The sequence below is a fragment of the Kitasatospora kazusensis genome (assembly GCF_039529945.1).
Taxonomy (GTDB): domain Bacteria; phylum Actinomycetota; class Actinomycetes; order Streptomycetales; family Streptomycetaceae; genus Kitasatospora; species Kitasatospora kazusensis.
In genome coordinates, this window is sequence record NZ_BAAANT010000006.1 from 150,233 (window position 1) to 169,162 (window position 18,930).

General features: G+C 74.4%; 15 protein-coding genes. 6 read left to right on the forward strand and 9 right to left on the reverse strand.

Annotation, left to right across the window (positions count from 1 at the left end; all coding sequences use genetic code 11):
* Position 1: 1 nt before the first annotated feature.
* From ABD330_RS07675 to ABD330_RS07685, 3 genes are all read right to left on the reverse strand, one after another.
* Positions 2 to 1,321 (reverse strand): cation:proton antiporter, encoded by a 1,320-nt coding sequence (locus ABD330_RS07675; RefSeq protein ID WP_344462184.1) that lies wholly within the window; start codon positions 1,319 to 1,321, stop codon positions 2 to 4.
* A 285-nt stretch (positions 1,322 to 1,606) separates the two neighbouring features.
* Positions 1,607 to 2,083, reverse strand: a complete 477-nt coding sequence (locus ABD330_RS07680) for a hypothetical protein (RefSeq protein WP_344462186.1) — start codon at positions 2,081 to 2,083, stop codon at positions 1,607 to 1,609.
* A gap of 79 nt (positions 2,084 to 2,162) precedes the next feature.
* Positions 2,163 to 2,624 carry a hypothetical protein gene (locus ABD330_RS07685; protein ID WP_344462188.1) on the reverse strand — a complete coding sequence of 154 codons (462 nt, stop codon included), beginning with the start codon at positions 2,622 to 2,624 and terminating at the stop codon, positions 2,163 to 2,165.
* A gap of 330 nt (positions 2,625 to 2,954) precedes the next feature.
* On the opposite strand from ABD330_RS07685, the gene ABD330_RS07690 reads away from it, so the two are divergent.
* The 4 genes from ABD330_RS07690 (at position 2,955) to ABD330_RS07705 (ending at position 8,587) form a co-directional block, all read left to right on the forward strand.
* On the forward strand, positions 2,955 to 4,436 hold the full coding sequence (locus tag ABD330_RS07690) for an NAD(P)/FAD-dependent oxidoreductase (RefSeq protein WP_344462190.1): 1,482 nt from the start codon (positions 2,955 to 2,957) through the stop codon (positions 4,434 to 4,436).
* Between the two features lie 8 nt (positions 4,437 to 4,444).
* Complete coding sequence (locus ABD330_RS07695) at positions 4,445 to 6,547, forward strand: radical SAM protein (RefSeq protein ID WP_344462192.1); 2,103 nt, start codon at positions 4,445 to 4,447, stop codon at positions 6,545 to 6,547.
* Between the two features lie 226 nt (positions 6,548 to 6,773).
* Complete coding sequence (locus ABD330_RS07700; RefSeq protein WP_344462194.1) at positions 6,774 to 7,865, forward strand: permease; 1,092 nt, start codon at positions 6,774 to 6,776, stop codon at positions 7,863 to 7,865.
* Complete coding sequence (locus ABD330_RS07705) at positions 7,862 to 8,587, forward strand: TIGR03943 family putative permease subunit (protein WP_344462196.1); 726 nt, start codon at positions 7,862 to 7,864, stop codon at positions 8,585 to 8,587. The genes ABD330_RS07700 and ABD330_RS07705 overlap by 4 nt, the downstream gene beginning before the upstream one ends.
* A gap of 37 nt (positions 8,588 to 8,624) precedes the next feature.
* Here ABD330_RS07705 and ABD330_RS07710 read toward each other — a convergent pair whose 3' ends face one another.
* On the reverse strand, positions 8,625 to 9,461 hold the full coding sequence (locus tag ABD330_RS07710; protein WP_344462198.1) for an SDR family oxidoreductase: 837 nt from the start codon (positions 9,459 to 9,461) through the stop codon (positions 8,625 to 8,627).
* Between the two features lie 172 nt (positions 9,462 to 9,633).
* Here ABD330_RS07710 and ABD330_RS07715 point away from each other — a divergent pair, with 172 nt between their 5' ends.
* Positions 9,634 to 9,987 carry a hypothetical protein gene (locus tag ABD330_RS07715; protein WP_344462200.1) on the forward strand — a complete coding sequence of 118 codons (354 nt, stop codon included), beginning with the start codon at positions 9,634 to 9,636 and terminating at the stop codon, positions 9,985 to 9,987.
* A gap of 85 nt (positions 9,988 to 10,072) precedes the next feature.
* Here the strand turns inward: ABD330_RS07715 and ABD330_RS07720 are convergent, their stop codons facing one another.
* From ABD330_RS07720 to ABD330_RS07730, 3 genes are all read right to left on the reverse strand, one after another.
* The gene (locus ABD330_RS07720; protein ID WP_344462202.1) at positions 10,073 to 10,903 is read right to left on the reverse strand and encodes a YhjD/YihY/BrkB family envelope integrity protein; all 831 of its coding nucleotides are present in this window, start codon (positions 10,901 to 10,903) and stop codon (positions 10,073 to 10,075) included.
* A gap of 288 nt (positions 10,904 to 11,191) precedes the next feature.
* Positions 11,192 to 12,610 carry a WXG100-like domain-containing protein gene (locus tag ABD330_RS07725; protein WP_344462204.1) on the reverse strand — a complete coding sequence of 473 codons (1,419 nt, stop codon included), beginning with the start codon at positions 12,608 to 12,610 and terminating at the stop codon, positions 11,192 to 11,194.
* Between the two features lie 286 nt (positions 12,611 to 12,896).
* Positions 12,897 to 15,410 carry a helix-turn-helix transcriptional regulator gene (locus ABD330_RS07730; protein WP_344462206.1) on the reverse strand — a complete coding sequence of 838 codons (2,514 nt, stop codon included), beginning with the start codon at positions 15,408 to 15,410 and terminating at the stop codon, positions 12,897 to 12,899.
* 247 nt (positions 15,411 to 15,657) lie between these two features.
* Between ABD330_RS07730 and nadE the strand changes: the two genes are divergently transcribed.
* Positions 15,658 to 16,500, forward strand: a complete 843-nt coding sequence (gene nadE, locus ABD330_RS07735; RefSeq protein ID WP_344462208.1) for an ammonia-dependent NAD(+) synthetase — start codon at positions 15,658 to 15,660, stop codon at positions 16,498 to 16,500.
* 85 nt (positions 16,501 to 16,585) lie between these two features.
* On the opposite strand, the gene ABD330_RS07740 is transcribed toward nadE, so the two are convergent.
* Both ABD330_RS07740 and ABD330_RS07745 read right to left on the reverse strand, forming a co-directional pair.
* Entirely contained in the window at positions 16,586 to 17,185 is a 600-nt protein-coding gene (locus ABD330_RS07740) for a TIGR03086 family metal-binding protein (protein ID WP_344462210.1), read from the reverse strand.
* 34 nt (positions 17,186 to 17,219) lie between these two features.
* The gene (locus ABD330_RS07745) at positions 17,220 to 18,674 is read right to left on the reverse strand and encodes a DHA2 family efflux MFS transporter permease subunit (protein WP_344462212.1); all 1,455 of its coding nucleotides are present in this window, start codon (positions 18,672 to 18,674) and stop codon (positions 17,220 to 17,222) included.
* Positions 18,675 to 18,930 lie beyond the last annotated feature (256 nt).

Sequence of the window (18,930 nt, forward strand, 5' to 3'; positions counted from 1 at the left end):
CTCACGGGGCTCCGCCCGAACCGGTACGCGAGGCGTTCCCGCCGCCGCTCCCGCGCGGTTCCCCGTAAGCCCGGGGCGGCGCCGGGGCGGTCAGGCGGCGGCCCCGCTGCCGGTGCGGGTGTCCGCGGCCCGGGGACGGGACGCCGAGCCGGGTGAGCAGCGGGCCGGTCAGCACGGTGGTGACCAGCGCCATCAGCACCAGGACGCCGTACAGATGACGCCCGATCAGTCCGGCGCTCCACCCCGCGTTGAGCGCGATCAGCTCCGTCAGGCCACGGGTGTTGAGCAGCGTCCCGACGATCAGACTGTCGCGGCGGCCCAGCCCGCCCAGCCGGGCCGCCAGCGTCGCGCCGCCGAGCTTGCCCGCGGTCGCGAGCAGCAGCACCACGCCCAGGACCAGCCAGTCCGCCCCGTCCAGCCGGCCGATCCGCACGGACAGGCCGGTGACGACGAAGAACAGCGGCAGCAGGGCCGATCCGGCCTGTTCCACCGCGTGCCGCAGGTCGCGGTCGGGCGAGCCGTCCCGGTCGCGGGGCATCAGCACGCCGACGGCCAGCGCGCCGAAGACCGGGTGCAGGCCGAGTTGGGCGGTGCACCAGGCGGAGGCCAGCACCAGCGCGACGACCACGGGCGCCCGCTCCCGCCCGGCCGGGCGGCCCGGCGGCATCCAACGCCGCAGGGCGGGCCGGAGTACGAGGACCAGCACCAGCAGGTAGCCGGCGAAGGCCGCCGACCTGCCCCCGGGCTGCCGGCCGGTGGTGGCCGCGGCGACCGCGGCCGCGAGCAGCAGCCACCCGATCGCGTCGATGACCCCGGCGGAGGCCAGCGCCACCACCCCGGGCAGGCTCGCGGTGAGCGCGCGCTCCCGGACGATGCCGGCCAGCACCGGGACGGCCGTGATCGACAGGGCCACGGCCGTGAACAGGACGGCGGGGCCCGCCCGCACCCCCGGGGCGCTGCCCAGGAGCCCGGCGTCCCACAGCACCCACCCCAGCACGCCGCCCAGCGCCAGCGGCACCAGCAGGCTGCCCGCCGACACCAGCAGGACGGCACGCTGCCGGGTGCGCAGGAAGCGCAGGTCGAGCTCGTAGCCGACCGAGAACAGGAAGAGGACGAGGCCGAGTTGGGCCATGACGTTGAGGAAGGGCAGCACCTCGGCGGGGAACAGCACGGCGGTGAGGCGGCCCGGCAGCAGGCCGAGCCCCACGCCGGCCACCAACTGCCCGACCACGACGGGCTGTCCGATCCGCCGGCAGACCGGGGCGGCGAGCACGGTGAGGGAGGTGACCGCCCCGGTGCCCAGGATCGCTGCCGTGGCCATGCGTTCGGTGTCCAGGATCGGCCCCCTCGGCTGCTGCGTCCCGCGGACATGGTCGGCAGGGCGGTCGTTCGGGCCCGTCCAGCTTGCTCGACGCCGGCCCGCCGCACCAGGGCGGCGGCGGGTGCGCCGGTGGCACCTGCGGGCGCCCTCACCTAGCCTGCGCGCCACCCGCCTGCGCCGGGCACAGCGCAGCGGGGGCACAGCGCAGCGGGGGCACAGCGCAGCGGGGGCCGGCCCTCCGCCCTGGCGGCGGGCCGGCCCCTCACGGGGTGCGCTCCGCCGGGGTCAGCTCCTGCGGGTGACCGTGAACGCGTACGTCACGGTGCCGCCGGTGGCCGTGGGGGCGAAGACCTCGCCGTTGATGGTCTCGACCTCGCTGGTACCGGCGGCGCAGGTGACGTTGGTGCTCCGGTAGGTCTCGGTGTCGACGCCGGTGGCCGGGCCGGAGACCGAGTTGGAGTTGTTCCACTTCACGCCGTTGGCGATCAGCTCGAAGGTGCCCGAGCCGTGGCCCTTCCAGCCCTCCACCACCCAGTCCGTGGTGACCGAGTCGGGCGCGCTGAACGCGACCGCGATGGTGTCACCGGGGGCCTTGTCGAAGGTGCCCGCGAACGTCCCGTTGTAGTCCTGGTCCGCGGCCCCGCAGGCGGGGTCGCGGGGCTGGAGCGGCTGCACGGCCACGGCGGGGGACGCCGCGACCAGGGCGGCGGAGAGCGAGGTGGCGCAGAGGAGGGACAGCGCGAGCCGTCGGGTCGACTTCATGGGGGAACGCCTTTCTACGGAAAGCACGGTGCAGGGCCGAAAGGGGTGACCGGCCGCCACGGTGGACGGCCGACGGGTACTAGTTCTGACGGTCGATCACGAACGGGATCTGCGCCGAGCCGGAGTCGACGACACCGGCGATCCTGGTGACCTGGCTGCCGCCGTTGTCGCAGGAGACCTCTCCGCTGCGGTAGACCTCGGAGTCCGTGCCCATGATCGGGCCGGAGACGGTGTTGGAGTTGGTCCACTGGGGGCCGGTGGCGCCCAGCTCGTACTCACCCCTGCCGGAGCCGCTCCACCCGTTGACGTTCCACTGCGTCGCCACGGCCCGGGGCGCGGAGAAGGTGACCGAGACGGTGTCTCCGTCGGTCCTGTTGAACAGGCCCGCGAAGGTCCCGTCGTAGTCCGACGGCGCCGCCCCGCAGGCCGGGTCGCGGTGCTGGGTCGGCTGGGCGGCCCCTGCGGGAGACGCGGCCAGCAGCGCGGCGGTGAGCGAGGTGACGCACAGGGCGGCCAACGTCAGCCGTCGGGTTGAGTTCATGGAGAACGCCTTTCTACCGAATAGGGACTCTCATTGGACGTCCGCGCAGCAGTTGATCGACCCCGATCGAACTGACGCATGCGCCGTACGCGAACGGAATGAACTATAACGGCCCTGACGGATGTTCAGACACCGATCACGGCGCCCGTTCGTATGAATCCTTTCCAACGGGAAACTCCGACAATCGTTCAACCGACAACCCGAGAAAACGATGAATACGTCCGCATGTCAGGCCTCGCCCGAACGGCCCAATGCCGCCTATCGGACTAGGCCGACCGGCCTCTATCGTGAGCAGCGATCCGATGCGCATACATCCTGATGGAGGGTCAAGTGAACAGGAAAACCGATCATGTGAAGGTTCTCGTCATCGGCGGCGGACCGGCCGGTTCACTCACGGCGGCACTGCTCGCCCGGGCCGGAATCGACGTTCTCCTGCTCGAAAAGGAGGTATTTCCGCGCTATCACATCGGCGAGGCACTGGCCTCCTCCTGCCGGTCGATTCTTGAGCTCGCCGGTGCGGCCCGGAAAGTCGACGAGTTCGGTTTCGTGAGCAAGCACGGCGGGCTGTTCCGCTGGGGGGCCGAGAAAGACTGGTCCGCGGACTGGACGGAGCTGTTCGGGGACGAAGTCCGCTCGTGGTCGGTGGACCGCTCGGAATTCGACCACCTGCTCCTGAAGAACGCCGCCGAGCAGGGCGCCCGGGTGGTCGAGGGCGCGGCCGTCAAGCAGGTCGTCTTCGAGGACGGCCGGCCCGTCGCCGCCGAGTGGGTCTGCCAGGCCGACCCGGCCGAGCCCCGCCGCACCACCTTCGACTTCGTCGTGGACGCCTCCGGGCGGGCCGGGGTGCTCACCGCCCGGCACTTCCGCAACCGCACCAAGCACGAGGTGTTCCGCAACGTCGCGATCTGGAGCTACTGGGACGGCGAGGAACTGCTGCCGGACACCCCGCAGGGCGGCAGCAACATCATCTCCTCGCCGGACGGCTGGTACTGGGTCATCCCGCTGCGCGGCGGGCGGCGCAGCGTCGGCTTCGTGATGCACGAGTCCGCCTTCCGCGAGCGCCGCCCCTGCTACGACTCGCCCGACGACCTGCTCGCGGCGCTGGTCGACGAGTCGGACACCGTCCGCTCCCTGCTGCGCGGCGACACCCGGCTGGCCAAGGCGCGGGTCGAACAGGACTACTCGTACGTCTCGGCGAGCTTCTGCGGCCCCGGGTACTTCGCGGCCGGCGACGCGGCCTGCTTCCTCGACCCGCTGCTCTCCAGCGGTGTGCACCTCGCCTCGTACAGCGCGCTGCTGGCCGCCGCGTCCATCACCGCCGTGGTCGACGGCGAGGTGACCGAGCAGGAGGCGGCAGCCTTCTACGAGTCGCTGTACCGCAACGCGTACACCCGGATGCTGGCCATGGTCTCCCGCATGTACGACCAGTACCAGGGCCAGGCCAACTACTTCTGGCTGGCGCAGCGGCTCACCGGCACCCCCGCGGCGGAGGCCGTCCGGCCGAACGCCGCCTTCGTCGAGATCGTCGCGGGCATCTCGGACCTGTTCGACGCCGAGCACGGCAAGCGCGCCGAACACGGCGGAGCGGGCCCGGACGACACCGCCGAGGAGGCCCCGCTCGACCTGGTCGAGATCATGCCGAAGGACCTCTACGACGACGACTCGCGGCTGCGCCTGGTCACCTCGCCCCGCCTCGGCCTGCGGCGCGAGGAGCCGGCCGCCGCAGGCGGGGCCGCCCGCCCGCCCCGGCCCGCTACGGCTGCCGAGAGCGCCCGGGACACCCAGGGCGCCGACCTGACCGCGACGCGGTGACCGGGGAGATGACCACGCCGTCCCCCCTCCCGCGCCGCCAGGTGCACCTGGTCGACCTGACCACCATCGCGGGTGCCACCTACAGCCCCACCCTGGGCTACCTCCAGGCGGCCGCGCAGGCCGATCCCGAGGTCGCGGCCCGCTGTTCGTTCACCCGGCACGCCCTGCTCTCCCGGGGGTCCTGGTTCGAGCCGGTCTGCGAGCAGGTGCTCGCCTCGCTCGACGACCCGCTGGCCGTGGCCTTCACCGTCTACTTCTGGAACCGGGCGAAGTCGCTGGAGCTGGCGCGCCGGATCAAGCTGGCCTGGCCCGGGTGCCGGATCGTGCTGGGCGGCAACGACGTCAGCTACCAGCAGGACACGCTGTTCGCCGAGGCGCCCTGGACGGACGTCCTGGTGCACGGGGACGGCGAGTTCAGGTTCACCGAGGTGCTGCGGGCGTTCCTGCGCGGCGGCGAGGGCCTCGCCCGCGTCGACGGCATCAGCTACTGGGACGGGGCCGGACCGGACCGGCGGCTGCTCTCCACCCCGGCGGCCGACCGCATCGAGGACCTGTCCACCGTGCCGTCGCCGATCTCGGTCTACTCGGACGCGGAACTGGCCACCACCTCGCTGCTGGTGTACGAGACCAACCGGGGCTGCCCGTACGGCTGCGCGTTCTGCTACTGGGGCGGCGCGACGAACTCGAAGGTCCGCCGGTTCCCGATGGAGCGGATCGCCGCCGACCTGGACCGGATCATCCGGCTCGCCGACCCGCACATGATGCTGGCGCTGGCCGACGCGAACTTCGGCATCCTGCCCAGGGACGTCGAGATCGCCCGGCTGCTGGTCGAGACCTGCCGGAAGTACGACAAGAAGGTGGACTTCTTCGTCACCTGGGCGAAGAACTGCAACAAGCGGATCGTCGAGATGGCCGGCCTGCTGCGGGACGGCGGGCTGCTGGCACCGGTCACGCTCTCCGCGCAGTCCTTCAGCACCACCGCGCTCGACCTCGCCAACCGGTCCAACATCCGGGTGGACAACTTCCGCAAGCTCCAGGCCGAGTTCCGCGACCTGGGGATCCCCACCTACACCGACCTGATCTGGGGGATGCCCGGGGAGACGTACGAGAGCTTCCTGACCGGCACCGAGGAGGTGCTCACCGCCGGGGGCGCGCCGATCATCTTCCCGCTGCTGCTGCTGAACAACACCGACTACACCCGGGAGAAGTTCCGGCGGGACCAGAAGATCGTCGTGCGCCACCTCCCGGTCGACGTCAGCGATCCCGAGCTGACCGGCGACACCGTGGTGGCGCACGCGACGATGACCGAGCAGGAGTGGCTGCGCGGCCTGGAGTTCCGGCTCTGCCTCTACCTCTTCCAGAAGTCCCTGCTGCGCTGCACCCTGCGGCTGCTGCACACGGCGGGCGGCGTCCGGATGGTCGACCTGTGCGAACGGCTGCGCGACTTCCTCTTCGAGGGGTCGCGGGAGTCGACCGCCCACGCGATCGCCCGGAACTACCGGCTGGCCTGGACCGAACCGGGCCTGGTCGACCGGGAGCTGATCGAGCGGGAGCTCGGGATCGAGGTCGGCAGCGGCGAGCTGTACGGCCGCCAGGAGACCCACTTCGAAGCCCTGCTGCACGCGCTGGTGAAGGACCCGGACGGGCTGGAGCGGTTCGTCGACGAGGCCGTCGGCCTGCTGCTGGGGTCCGTCCCCGGGCACCTGCGGCCGGACGCCGGTTCGCTGCGCGCCGCCAAAGAGCTGGACCTCGCCGCCGGAGCCGTGTTCCGCTCCATGATCACGGGCCGCCGGGAGCAGCTCGCCTTCACCGCCCCGACCGGCCTGCTGGACCTGCTCCGGGAGGCCGGCGACCTCCCCCCGGACCTGCACGGCCCCGCCGGCGGCACCGTGACCGGCCGGATCGGCGCGGCACCCGGCTTCCTCGCGGACTTCCGCCCGGGCTCGACCTTCAGCCGGTTCGTGGTCCTGGTCTGGCGCGGGCTGGTCTCGCCGCTCCGCGAGTCCGCCGTCGACCGGGACGACCCCGGGACGGTCGCCTCTCCGGCCCCGGAGGCGGAGCCGGAGACGGCGGGAGCGACGGCGGGCGAGGCGGTGCCGGTCAACGCGTGAGGCGGACGGTGCCCCGCCGTGGTCCTCCTCCCCGCCCCCGTCCCCACCGAGGGGGCGGGGGCGGGCGTCCGACCCCGCCGGACGGGCGCGGCGCCTCGACGGTCGAGGCCGGCCCGGCCGGTCCCGGACCTGTGACCGGGGCCGCCCGCGAGCGGCGCGGAGAGCACCGCTAGGCTGCCGCCCCGTCCCCGCTGGCCGGCAGCGGGCGCCCGGAGACCGAGTGACCGTGACCGACGAGACGACCCGCACCCGGCAGACCGCGCCGGCCCCGCCGACACCGGCCGTGCCCCGGCCGACGCCGCCCGACGCCCCGCCGGACCGGGACCGGGACAGGGACCGGCCGCGGCTGTCCGAGGTGCTCGGCACGGTCTGGCAGGCCACCGTGTGCCTGGTGGTGGTCGGCTTCGCCCTCTCCCAGGTCGTCCCCGACTTCGTGCACCGGGTCGGCGTCCCGGCCTTCCAGGCCTGGGGGACGGTGCTGGCCGCCGTCGTCATCCAGGGCGTGCCGTTCCTGCTGCTCGGCACACTGGTCTCGGCCGCCATCGGCGCGCTGGTGCCGGACCGGATCCTGACCCGGCTGCTCCCCCGCAACCCGGTGCTCGCCGTACCGGTCGCGGGAGCCGCCGGGGCGATCCTGCCGGGCTGCGAGTGTGCCTCGGTACCGGTCGCCGCCAGCCTGATCCGGCGCGGCGTCGCCCCGGCGGCGGCGTTGTCGTTCCTGCTGTCGGCGCCCGCCGTCAACCCGGTGGTGCTGGTGGCCACCTCGATCGCCTTCCCCGGCCGGCCGGAGATGGTGCTGGCCCGGCTGCTGGCCTCGCTCGCCACCTCGGTGACGATGGGCTGGCTCTGGCTCAGGCTCGGCCGCCCCGAGTGGCTGAAGCTGCCCACCCGCACCGGACCGGCCGACCCGGGCGGCAGCCGCACCGCCGCCTTCACCCGCGCCCTCCAGCACGACTTCCTGCACGCGGGCGGCTTCCTGGTGCTCGGCGCCGCGGCGGCGGCCACCTTCAACATCCTGGTCCCGCCGCCCCTGCTGGAGACCTTCGCCGGCTCGCCCTGGCTGTCGGTGCTGCTGCTGGCCGGCCTCGCCGTCCTGCTGTCGATCTGTTCGGAGGCGGACGCGTTCGTCGCGGCCTCCTTCAGCGGGTTCTCGCCCACCGCCCGGCTCGCCTTCATGGTGGTCGGCCCGATGGTCGACCTCAAGCTGATCGCCCTTCAGGCCGGCACCTTCGGCCGCGCCTTCGCCGCCCGCTTCTCGGCCGTGACCTTCGCCACGGCCGTCCTGGTCAGCGGCCTGGTCGGAGGGATCCTGCTTTGAGACGCTTCGCGCCCGCCGCCCTGCTCGTGCTCACCGGCAGCGCCCTGCTGCGGGTCAGCCTGCTGAGCGATCTCTACCTGCGGTACGTCAAGGCCGGGCTCCGGCCGCTGGTGATCGCCTCGGGGGTGCTGCTGATCGCGCTCGGCGTGATCGCCGTGATCCGCGACCGGCGCCGCCCTCCGACGGCCCCGGAGCGCCACGGACCCGACGAGCACGACGATCACGGCCACAGCCACTCCCCGGCCGGCCCCCGGACGGCCTGGCTGCTCGCCGCGCCGGCCGTCATGCTGCTGCTGTTCGCCCCGCCGGCCCTCGGCTCCTACACCGTCGCCCGCGACGGCTCCGGCGCCGTCGCGAAACGGACCGTCTTCCCCCCGCTCCCCGCGCAGGACCCGCTGGTGCTGACCCTGACCGACTACGGCAGCCGCGCCGTCTGGGACGACAAGGGCTCGCTCAAGGGGCGGACCGTACGCCTCACCGGTTTCGTGACCCCCGTGGACGCCACCACCTGGCACCTCAGCCGGCTGATCGTCACCTGCTGCGCCGCCGACGCCAAGGTCGTCACCGTGCTGATCCACGGTGTCCCCGCTCCGAGTACCGACAGCTGGGTCACCGTCACCGGGACCTGGCACCAGGACACCGCGGGCCCTGCCCTGGACGCCACCGGGCTCACGTCGATCGCCACCCCGAAGGACCAGTACCAGGACACCGTGCAGCCCTGAGCGCGGGGCGGCCGTCAGCGGCCGGCCGCGCGGGCCGTCACCCGTCGGCCCGCGCGTCGCCCAGCGCGAACGCGCGGGCGGCGGCGAGCTCCTGCCGGCTGTGCTCCTCGACGGTGTCCAGGTACGCGTAGGCGTCCGGGCCGACCGGCAGCCGCAGCGGTGTGCCGTCGGTGGCCACGGTGCGCAGCACCAGGGCGGCGAAGTCCTCGGGGCGGCTCAGGTCGGCGTTGTCCTTCATGCCCCGCATCGCGTCACGCATCGGTCCGGTGGCCGGGTCGTACGCGGCGAGGCGGACGGCGCTCGCGGCGATCGAGTTGCCGTACTCGGTGGCGAAGCCGCCCGGTTCGAGCACGGTGACCCGGATGCCGAACGCGGCGGCCTCGACGGCGAGTGCCTGGCTCATCCCCTCCAGCGCGTACTTGCCCGCGACGTACGCGCCGAGCCCAGGGAAGGCCACCCGGCCAGCGAGCGAGGAGACGTTGACGATGTGGCCCGAGCCCCGGGCGCGCATCCCCGGCAGCACCAGCCTGGCCAGCCGCCAGGGCGCGACCGCCAGGATCTCCAACTGGGCGCGCAACTCCTCGTCCGACACCTCCTCGACGGCACCGAACAGCCCGGCCCCCGCGTTGTTCACCAGCACGTCGACCCCGCCGAAGCGCTCCTCGGCGAGCCGGACAGCCGCCGCGCAGGAGTCCGCGTCCCGCAGGTCGAGCCGGGTGGTGGCCATCCGGTCCGGGCAGTCCGCGGCGAGTCCGTCGAGGGCGGACGGCCCCCGGCTGGTCGCGACCAGCCGGTCCCCCGCGCCCACCACGGCGGTGGCGAGCGCGAGCCCCAGCCCCGACGAACACCCGGTCACCAGCCAACAGCGCGTCATCTTCTCCCCCTCGGTACGGGTCGGACGTCCACGGCGGACGGCGTACTCCCCACGCCGCCGGCCGGGCGCCGGCATCGCCTCTACCGCCCACCACGATCCCAGCCCCCGTACCCCGCACAGCCCGGCGTCAATCCACCTGCATCCGGCGGCGCGGCCCGCCAGGATGGACACCATGAGCCTTCCGCAGAAGCCCACCGAGATCGCCGCAGCCGCCGCCGAGGCGGTTCGTACACTCAGCCAGGCGGTGCCCGACGGCCTGGACTACCCGACCGAGGTCCACTCCACCGTCGGGAACCTCATGACGCTGGCCGAGGAACTGCCCCGGAGCTTCGAGCCGTTGCTCGCCTTCCTCACCCAACTCAACGCGGTCGGCGCACTCCGCAGCGACCGGAACGACCTGGACGGCGAACTGGCCGCGGCCGCCGCCGCCTTGACCGACGCCACCACGGCGGCCGAGGACCTCCACCGGGCGCTGGAGCGGGCGCACGCGGCGCTCGGCGCCGTCGGCTACGTCACCCCGGCCTGACCCTGCCGGGCCGGGAGGCGGCCCGGCCGGGTCCGCCCGCCTCCCGGCCCGTCCCGCGCCGGACGGGCCGTCAGCGGGCCCGCGCTCAGGGGCCTTCCGGGCCGCCGCGGTCGTGGCGGGCGGAGATCTGCTGCCGGGCGGAGCGCCAGCGCGACCGCATCTGGTCGACCACGCTGTCCCACTGGCGCCGGACCTCGTCGTCGGGCGGCCGCTGCCCCTGCGCGATCCGGTCCAGCTCGTCGCGGACCTCCCGGCCCACTGCCACCGATCCGACCAGGACGAGCATCGCGCCGAAGAGCGCCGAGATCATCGCGAAGACCGCGCCCACCGCGCCGTAGCGGGTGGCGTAGGTGTTGAACAGGTGCGGCAGGTAGAAGGTGGCGCCCACCGAGTACGCGGCCGTGAGCAGCGCCGCGACCACCCCGAACGGCAGCAGTTCCGTCCAGGCGATCCGCTTCGCGGAGAGCATCCGGCCGGTCAGGACGAGGAAGAGCGCCGTCAGCGGCACCTCGCAGAGCGAGGCCCCCAGTTCGAACCGGCCCCGGCCGAGCAGGACCCGCAGCCAGCCGGTGGCCAGCAGGTAGACCGCGAGCTCGAACACCCACCGCAGGCCGTTCACCGTGTTCCGGACGCTGAGCGGCTTGAGCTCCCAGGCCTGCTCGAACAGGCGCTGCGCGGCCCGGGTGAAGCTCAGCACCGAGACGATCAGGAACAGCACACCGATGAGTCCCAGGCTGCCGTCCTCGCCGGCGGCCGGCGAGAACAGCTGCCGGACCGCCTCGGCCCCGCCCCCGGTGAGGCCGTAGCGGTTGACGATCCGGTCCGCGAGGTCCCGCTGCCCGATCCGGCTCGCCACGACGCCGCCGAGGACCGCGAGCGGGACGAGCGCGGTCAGCGCGCTGGAGGCCAGCGCCATCGAGCGGTCGAAGCCGACGATCCGCTGGAAGCGGTTGACGACGCGCAGCGTGAAGGCCGGGCGGAGCCAGAACGTCAGCGTTCTGACCAGGCGCTCACGCTTGGCGGCGGCCGTCCCGGCCTCCTCGGGTCTGGGTGCTTCACAGGTCTGGGTGCTTCACAGGTCCGGGCTTCACTGGCTCGGGGGCTTCCCGACGACGCGAGCGTAACGCGGCGGCCCGGCGCCGCCCGGTTCCGACGCGGGCGGCGCTCCCGGAGATCGCCCCGGGGCGCCGGCCGGCGGAACCGCTCAGCCGGCCGAGGCCAGGTCCTCCTCGGACGGTTCGGCGGCGGGCTCGTCGGCGCCGTCGGGGAGGGCGTCCCGGCGGGTGGGGGAAGCGGCCCGCTGCTGCTCCAGCAGAGCCGTCCGCACCTGTCCCCCGCCCGGTCGCGGGGTCGGCTGCTGCCCGCCGCCCGCCTGGCCGTACGGGACCTGACCCATCGCGCCCGGCACGGGTGAGCGGCCGGGGCCCACCGGCTCGGACGCCCGGATGCCGCCGCCGAGGTCCTTCCCGGACAGCACCGGCCCGGTCCGGTACTGCGGAACCGCGAGCTGGGGCGCGCCCGACACGTCCCGTTGCTGCTGCTGCGGGACAGTGCCGGGGCCGGCCGGGACGCCCGCCGTGCCGGGGGCACCGCTGCCGTCCCCGCTGCCGTCGCCGCTGCCGTCGCCGCTGCCGAGATCGGCGTGGTCGAGCCCGGTGCCCGGCCCGTCGAAGGCCGTCGGCCCGCCGTGGTGCCGGAGGCCGGCGGACGGGACGGCGGCGGCCCCGCCCGCGAGGGCGAGCGGGACGGCGGCGGCCGGGGAGCTATGACCGGCCAGCACGGCGTTGAACTGCTGGGTCTGCGTCTCCTCGTTCTCGGTCACGTTGCGGCCGACCTGGTCCATCCCGTCGGCCGTTCCCTGGAACGCGGCGAGCAGCCGCTTGATCACCTCCTCGCCGATGGTGGTGGCGATCTGTTCGGCGGCGGTCACCACGATCTGGCCGATGGCTTCGCCGGGCTGGCCCAGGTCCAGACTGCCGACGATCTGCTGGAACGAGCTGCCGTGCGAGGTGATGTCGTCGGCGTGGCCGCGGAGTTGGAGAGCGCAGGAGGCCAGCTGGGCGAGGTCCACCCCGAACCCGGACCCGCCGGACGCCTTCGATCCGCCGCCGGTCACACCCTTGACCAGGCTCTCCACCAGATCGCCCACCGGCTGGGCGATCGCCTGGCCGACCGCCGACACCGCGGCGTCCAGGAGGCCGGAGACGATCTGCTTGCCGGCCGCGATCACGGCTGCGGTGCTCCACGGCGCGGTGGCCGCGCTGGCCGCCACCTCGCCCTGGGTGAGGGCCAGTTGGGCCAGGGTCGCGCCCTTGACCCCTTCGATGAGCAGTGCACCCGCGTTGAGCGCGGTGGCGATCGTCCCGCAGACCTCGACGACCGTGCCGGAGTACTTCGAGACGGTCTTCCACAACTCGGCCAGCCCGTCCGCGGAGTCGCCGTGGTAGACCTTGCCCAGCTCGTCGAGAGCCTTGTCGGCGGTCATCTGGACGGAGTCGAGCCCCGACGCCAGCTTCCTGAGCTGGTCCGCCAGCGCGGCCACCTCGTCCTCGTTCGCCTGCGGCCAGTCCACCCCGAGCAGGCCGAGGACGGGTTGAAGTTCCGGCGGTAGCTCCAGTGCCATGTCTCCCCCGAGCCGCCACGTGCCCCCCTCGGAGCCCACGCGCGGCGATGTAGATGGGACCCGACGGTCGGTCCGGTGTCCGTGCGGCGCCGCAGCGCGGTGGCCGCCCCGGCGGGCGGTCACCGCGCTGCGATGCGGTCGTACCGGCTCGGGCCGAGCGGGTACGACGGCAAGCTCACCACCGACGCGCGCCGGAATCATCCGCACGATTACCGACGCTTCGGTACCCGTACGGATCCGCCGCACGGCACGCCCGCCGCCGCGCGGGCCGGGGCGGGCGAGGGGGTCAGCCGCGCTGCTGGAAGCCGAGGACGATCTCGATCCTGGAGGAGTAGTCGAGTTTGCCGAGGGCCCGCGACACGTGCGAGTGGACGGTGCGCACCGACACGAGCAGCCGGGCGGCGATCTCGCGGTCGGACAGGCCCTGGGCCACGAGTTCGGCGACCCGGTACTCGGCGCCGGTCAGGGCCGCCCAGCCGTGCTTGGGCCGGCGGCGGGAGCCGGTCGCGCCCAGCCGTACGCCGTGGGAGCGCAGCGCGGCGGTGGAGCGGTCGATGTCACCGGTGGCGGCGAGGGTGGTGTAGCGGCTGATCGCGTCCCGGTGGGCCGCTCGCGCGTCCTCCAGCCGGCCGGAGGTGGCCAGTACCCGCGCCGCGTGGTCGCCGGCGTCGGCGGCGGCGACCTCCGAGCCGATCCCGGCGAACTGGTGCGAGGCGGCCAGCAGCAGCTCCGCGTCACCGTCCACCATGCCCTGGCAGAACATCAGCGCGCCCCGCACGCCCACCGACGGGTCGGTGGTCCGGTTGCGGACCTCGTCGACCAGGCGCCGCGCCAGGTCGTGGTCGCCGCCGTCGAGAGCGATCCGCACCAGCCAGCTGCCGGCCCCCATCACCGAGAGCGCGGCCCGCACCCCGACCGCCCCGTCGGCCACACCGCGCACGATCTCCAGTGCCCGTCCCGGCCTCCCCTCCAGGTCGGCGAGCAGGGCCCGCGTGGTGGCGAGCACCTGCTCGTAGAACATCGCGATCCCGGTGCCGGGGTGCTGCTCGGCGAGTTCCAGCCGGGCCCGGGCGGCGGGCAGGCGCCCCTGGCGCAGCAGGATCAGTGCGGCGGTGGCGTGCAGCGGGCGGGCCATGCCGTACTGGTCGGGCAACGCCATGGCCGCGTCCACCTCGGCCAGGCCCTGCGCGAGGCGGCCGTCGTTGTGCGCGGCCAGCGCCGCGACCGTGTGCAGCCAGGCCAGCCAGCCCGCCCCGAGGGCCTCGGCGACCGGCCGGGCCTCCTCGACGGTGTCGGAGGCGGCGGCCTCGAAGCGCAGGTGCTGGACCACCGCGCGCATCAGCCGCGACTGCAGCCACTGCGCGGGGTCGGACACCGCGATGTCCAGGACGGCGTCGGCCCGGTCGAGCAGTTCCATCGCGCCGGCCAGGTCGTACTCCACGCAGCGGCCCACGGCCCACAGGTTCAGCATCGAGACCTCGACCACCGGGTCCTCGGCGGCCGCGGGGATCGCGTCCACCACGCCCTGCTCGGCCCCCGCCAGATCACCGGCCAGCCCGCAGGCGTAGGCGTGCAGCACGCCGAGCCGGGGCGGCAGCCGTCCGTCCACCCGCTCGGGCTCCAGCGCCGCGAAGACGCCGTCCGGGTCCATCTCCGCGACGGCGATCCGGGCCAGCACCCCGCGCAGCCGTTGCCGCTCGGGCGGCTCCGGACGGGCGGCCAGGCTGGTGGCCGCCGTCCGCCGGGCCTCGTCCAACCGGCCCGACCACTGGAGCGCCTCGGCCAGCGCGGCCCTGATCCGGTGGTGCCTCGGGTCGCCGGGCGGCAGCCAGGCGGTGGCGCGGCGCAGCAGGTCCACCAGCTCCGGCGCCGGCCGGGTGACCAGCCGGTCGGCGTGGGCGGTGAGCCAGTCCGCCGTCCAGCCGTCCATCGGCGCCCCGCCGAGCTGGGCGACGACCGCCTCGGGTTCGGCGTCCCGGCCCGCCAGCCGGCGGGCCAGCGAGGGACGCAGGCCCGCCGAGGCGGCCGCCAGGTCGGCCCGCAGCAGCGGGTACCGGATCCGCGCCCGCGCGGCGTCCTGCTCGACCAGCCCGAGCGCGCCCAGCCGTCCGAGCGCGGCCAGCACCTCCTCGGGCGGCGAGCCGGACACCGACGCCAGGCGGTCCACCGACGCGGCCGGGCCCAGCAGGGCCGCCAGGCGCAGCAGTCCGGTGTCGGCGCCGGCGAGTTCGGCCGCCCAGCCGGTCACCGCCGAGGCCCGGTCGGGGTCGGTGAGCCGGGCCAGCAGCCAGGGGCTGCCGCCGGCGCCCTCGGCCGACTCCCTGAGCGGGGAGCCCGGTCCGGCCCCGAAGAGCTCGGCGACGAGCGCGTCGACCGCGTCCCGGTCCAGCGGCGGCAGGTCGTGGCCGAGCGCGATCCGGTCGAGCTGGGCGAACCGGGCGGGCGTGACCCCCCGGTGGCGTCCGGCGACGACCAGCAGCGCCCGCCGGGGCAGCGAGTCGGCGAGCGTGTGCAGGGCCAGCAGCGTCGGGTCGTCCGCCCGGTGCAGGTCGTCGATCACGACCACGGCCGGCTCGGTCCACTCGGGCACCCCGGCGGACAGCGTCGTACGGCCGGAGGGCAGCACCGGCACCCGCCAGGTCCGCAGTCCGGCGCTGCGGGCCGCCGCCAGGTGGGCGTCCAGCAGCGTGCTCAGCCCGAGGCCCGGATCCGCCCGCACCATGACGAGCCCGCCCCGGCCGGCGCCGGCCTCCGCCGTCGCGGCCGCCAGCACGGCCAAGGACCCGTCACGTCCGATCACGCCCACGCCCGCCCCCACGAGTCGACGCCAGACCAAGAAGATGGCCGGCCCGTCGGCGCCTGTGCCGCCGGCGGACCGGCAACAAGATTACGGCGACCGCCCGGAAGCACCAGGGAATCGGCCGGAAGCACCGGGGAATCGGCCGGATCGGCGGGCGGCGGCCGCCCGGCCCGGCAGCCGGCGGCCCACCGGGGCCGCGTCGGGAGCCGCCTCCTCGCCGTCGGATTCCGGCCAGTAGAGTACGTGGATGGCCAACGTACGGGAGCAGATCCTCGCCGAGCTCGGCGTCAAGACGACCATCGTGCCCAAAGTCGAGATCCGGCAACGGGTCGACTTCCTCAAGGAGTACCTGCGGTCGACCCCGGCCACCGGCTACGTACTGGGGATCAGCGGCGGGCAGGACAGCACGCTGACCGGACGGCTGTGCCAGCTGGCCGCCGAGGAGCTGCGTGCCGAGGGGCACGAGGCCGCCTTCGTCGCGGTCCGGCTGCCCTACGGCGTGCAGGCCGACGAGCACGACGCGCAGATCGCCCTGGAGTTCGTCCGGCCCGACCGGTCGGTCGCGGTGAACGTCAAGCCGAGCGCGGACGCCGTCGCCGCCGAGGCGGCGCTCGGCCTGCGGGAGCTGCTGGGCGACGGGCCCGAGCTGCGGGACTTCGTCCGCGGCAACATCAAGGCCCGCGAGCGGATGGTGATCCAGTACTCGATCGCCGGGCAGCTGAACATGCTGGTGGTGGGCACCGACCACGCGGCCGAGGCGGTGACCGGCTTCTTCACCAAGTACGGCGACGGCGGTGTCGACCTCACGCCGCTGACCGGCCTCAGCAAGCGCCAGGGCGCGGCCCTGCTCCAGGAGTTGGGCGCACCGCCGAGCACCTGGGAGAAGGTGCCGACGGCCGACCTGGAGGACGACCGGCCGGCCCTGCCCGACGAGACGGCGCTCGGCCTGACGTACGCCCAGATCGACGACTACCTGGAGGGCGCCGAGGTCGCGCCGGAGGTGGCGGCGAAGGTGGAGTCGATCTACCTCGCGACCCGGCACAAGCGGACCGTCCCGGCCACCCCGCACGACACCTGGTGGCGGCGCTGATCCCGGCGCGCTGAGGCTCCGCCGCGTGTGAGGGTGCCTCCCGGCCGACGGCCGGGAGGCACCCTCACACACGTGTCGAAGCGGCTCAGGCGGGCGACCCGCCCGGCGCCGCCCAGCCCGGATCCCGCCCGAGCAGGGCCAGCGCCTGCTGGAACGCCGGGGCGGCCGGGTCGACGGCGTGGACCCGGCCGAACTGGGCACCGGGGGCCCGGTACTCGGGGGTGGCCGGGACCTTGGCCGCCACCGCGAGCAGCACCCGGCTCAGCTCGGGCGCCGGCTCGAAGGGCAGGCCGAGGGCCGCCGCCACGTCCCAGCCGTGCACCAGGGTGTCCAGGTAGTGGAACGAGATCGCCAGCTCGGCCGGGAACTCGGCGCCCACCCGGATCTCCGGGATCAGGAACTGCTCGACCGGGTCGGCGAAGGTCTTGGCGACCTCGTCGACCGAGGTCGCCCAGTCCGCGCCGGGCGCGCCCTCGAAGGGCCGGTCCCGCCACTGCGCCAGGTCGCCGCCCAGGCCCTGGGCGGCGGCGGCGAAGCCGTGGTTCGCGCCGATCATGTGCTCCAGCAGGCGGCCGAGTGTCCAGCCCTCGCAGGGCGTGGGCAGGTCCAGTTGTGCGGGCCCGACCTGGTCGACCACCTCGGTGGCCAGGACCAGCGCCCGGGCGTGCAGTGCGCGGATGTCCATCGGTACGTACTCCTCAAGTCCAGCAGGTGGTGGGTCAGGCCCGCTCGCGCAGGAGGACCGCCGAGAGAGCGGCGGCCGCGGCGCAGATCGCGGAGGCCAGGAAGGCCCGCAGGTAGCCGGTGGGGCCGATCACCCCGGTGTTGGACAGGATCGCGGCGAACACCGCGATGCCCAGCGCGCCGCCGACCTGGCGGGAGGTCATCAGCAGGCCGGTGCCGGCGGCGAACCGTGCCGGGGGCAGCGCGGCGGCGGCCGCGTTGGAGATGCCGGTCAGCGCGGCACCGATGCCGACACCGGCCGGGATCCCGATCGGCAGCAGGAAGCCGAGGTAGTGGTGCTCGGGACCGAGGTAGGCGTACATCGCCCACAGGGCGCCGCTGAACAGCACCGAGCCGGCCAGCACGGCCAGCCACTGCCGCCCGGGGCCGGCGAACTTGCCGACCAGCACCGCGCCGATCGCCGCCGAGAAGGCGCCGGGCGTGACCGCCAGGCCCGCCCTCAGCTCGGAGTAGCCCCAGACCGCGTTCAGGAAGAGCAGGCTGCTGAGCAGGTAGGCGTACATCGCGGCGCCGAACAGCAGCGAGCTCAGGTTGGTGCCGGCGAAGACCCGGCTGCGCCACAGGTCCCACTCGATCGCGGGCGACTCGTGCCGGCGCGAGAGCAGCAGGGCCAGCGCGGTCAGCACCGCGCCGCCGATCAGCAGGGTCAGCACCCGGGCGTCGCTCCAGCCCCAGTCGCTGCCCTGGGTGACGCCGAAGACCAGGCCGCTGAGGCCGAGCGCGAGGGCCACCGTGCCGATCGGGTCGGGCAGTCGGCGTCCGGTGCTGGTGTCGGCGCTGAGCCCGCGTACCGCCAGGGTCACGATCAGCATGCCGATCGGGATGTTGATCAGGAAGACGGCGCGCCAGCCCCAGACGTCCACCAGCAGCCCGCCCAGGCTCGGGCCGACGGCGGCGGCCATGCTGCCGACCGCTCCCCAGATGCCGACGGCGGCGTGGCGGCGGGCCGTCGGGGTGTGCGAGAGCACCAGGCCCAGGGCGGCGGGGATCATCCCGGCTGCGGCCAGGCCCTGGAGGGCGCGGGCGGCGACCAGCATCCCGACCCCGGGGGCGAGGCCGCTGAGCAGTGAGGCGAGGGTGAACAGCGCGGTGGACCAGATGAACAGCCGGCGGCGCCCGACCACGTCGGCCACCCGCCCGGCGACCGCCAGCAGGGCGGCGAAGACGACCGTGTAGGCGGTCACCACCCAGGTCAGGTGGGAGAGCGACTCGGTCGGGAAGCTCTTGCGCAGGTCGGCGAAGGCGATGTTGACGACGGTGGTGTCGAGTACGGCCAGGAAGGTGGCGCCGGAGGCCAGTACCAGCGCGACACGTTCGACGGATGTGCGGGGCGGTGCGGCCGCTTCGAGCGGCTCGGCCTGCGCGGCCTGCGCGGCCTGCGCGGCCTGCGCGGCCTGGGCCAGCGGCGGCTGCGACGGAACGGTGGTCATGGCGCGAATCCCTCCGATGTCGGGCAGACCGGGCGGAATCGGCAGATCGTGGCCACGGTCGGCGTCGAACAGAGCCTAGCCCATACACGAACGGTCGTGCACTTAATTCGCCGTGAACGGAGGCCCGGCCACCCGGCCCCGGTCGCATACGCACCGGCCCCCGCGCGCGCCGCCTCCCCCACGGCGCGCGGCGCCCCGCCGGGATCCGGGCGGCTCGGAGGACGGCCGCCGAGCCGCCGGACGCCGCCTCGAAAGA